This window comes from Frankia sp. R82 (assembly GCF_023716925.1).
Classification (GTDB): domain Bacteria; phylum Actinomycetota; class Actinomycetes; order Frankiales; family Frankiaceae; genus Frankia.
This window is the reverse complement of sequence record NZ_JAMQQG010000144.1, coordinates 1-1,703: the sequence shown is the minus strand read 5'-3', so window position 1 is coordinate 1,703 and position 1,703 is coordinate 1. Positions and strand designations below refer to the sequence as shown.

Below are 1,703 nucleotides of genomic sequence, written 5' to 3'. Positions count from 1 at the left end.
GCACGTGCGCGGCGGCATCCGCGACGGCGGCATCGTGGAGACCGAGTCCATCTCGGTGGACGACAAACCGCCGCGGTGGCCGCGGCCCCCCCCGCGGGGGCTGGTGATTCTAAACCCCCGCCTGGGGGGGCGGGGGGGGGTGCGGCTGGCGGCCGGGGCGGGCGCCGGCAACCCCTTCCCGGCCGCGGCCCTGCGCGCGGCGCTCGACGGGCTGGCACCGGCGGTCCCGGTCCACTGGACGGACCTCGCGACGCCCGGTGCCGCTCCCGTCGCGGGCACCGAGCTCGAACCTCTCGGCGACGGCCGAGTGCGCTTCGTCATGCTCGACGACGCCGGCGCGGTCGTCGCCGAGGCCACCGCCCGGCTGTCCGAGGCCGCGCGGCCGGACAGCCTGTTCCAGCTGGCGGACCGGCCTCTCGCGCTCGCCCCGGCGGCCGTCCTGGGCGACTGGGCCGTCCTCGGGGCTGACGAGCTCGGCCTGCTGGACGGTCTCGACGGGCCGCGCCGGTACAGCACGCTCGCGCAGATGCTGGACTCGCCGCTGGGCAGGCCGGACGTGCTCCTCCACCCGTTGACCTACCCGGATACCGGCGATCCGGCCGCCGACGCGCACACCCTGGCCCAGCGGGTTCTGCGGCTCGCCCAGCACTGGGTCCGGGACGAGGCGCTGGCCCCCGCCCGCCTCGTGTTCGCGACGGGCCGGGCGGACGACGACGTCGTGCTCGCCGCCGCACGGGGCCTGGTCCGCTCGGCGATCAGCGAGTACCCGGACCGGTTCGGCCTCGTGGCGCTCGACGGGGACCCCAGGTCGGCCCGGGCGCTGCCGGCCGCGCTCGCCGGTGCCGCCGAGCTGGCCCTGGTCGAGGGGGTCGCGACCGTCCCCGCCCTTGTCCGCGCGCCGGGCACGCCCGCGGACGCGCGCCGGCTGGCAGGCACCGCACTGATCACCGGCGGTACCGGCGGCCTCGGCGCGCTCGTCGCACGGCACCTGGTCACGGAGCACGACGTGGGCAGGCTGGTGCTGGTCAGCCGGCGGGGCCCGCGGGCTCCCGGGGCCACGGAGCTCGCCGATGAACTCCGTGCCCTCGGCGCCGACGTGACCATGGTGGCGTGCGACGTCGCCGACCGGTCCGCGCTGGCCGGGGTCCTCGCGGGCGTCGACCCCGCGCATCCGCTGACGGCGGTCATCCACACGGCGGGTGTGCTGGACGACGGTGTCCTGCCCACGATCACCGCCGAGCGGCTGGACCGGGTGCTCGCGCCGAAGGTCGACGCCGCCTGGCATCTGCATGAGCTGACCCGCGACCTCGACCTCGAGGCGTTCGTCCTCTACTCGTCGGTCTCCGGGCTGCTCGGGCCGCCGGCGCAGGCGAGCTACGCGGCGGGCAACTGCTTCCTCGACGCGCTCGCCCGGCTGCGCCGCGCAGCCGGGCTGCCTGCAGTGTCGCTGGCCTGGGGACTCTGGGAGCAGGACAGCGGAATGATCGGCACCCTGGACGCGCAGGAACGGGAGCGGGTCGCCCGGACCGGGATCGTCCCGCTGACCTCGGCCGAAGGCATGGCGCTGTTTGACCTCGCCCTCGACCAGGACCGGGCCCTGCTCGCGCCCGCGCGGTTCGACCTGGCGGCGCCACGCAGGCCGATGTCCCGCCACTGCTCGAACGCCGACCGCAACAGCCACTTCACCTGCCGCCGTGTCGCCC

Annotated in this window: 1 protein-coding gene; it reads left to right on the top strand. The window is 76.7% G+C overall.

Annotation, left to right across the window (positions count from 1 at the left end):
- Window positions 1–1,703 (top strand): beta-ketoacyl reductase (locus tag ND747_RS16230; protein WP_251734451.1); only part of this gene is annotated, 1,703 nt, incomplete at both ends.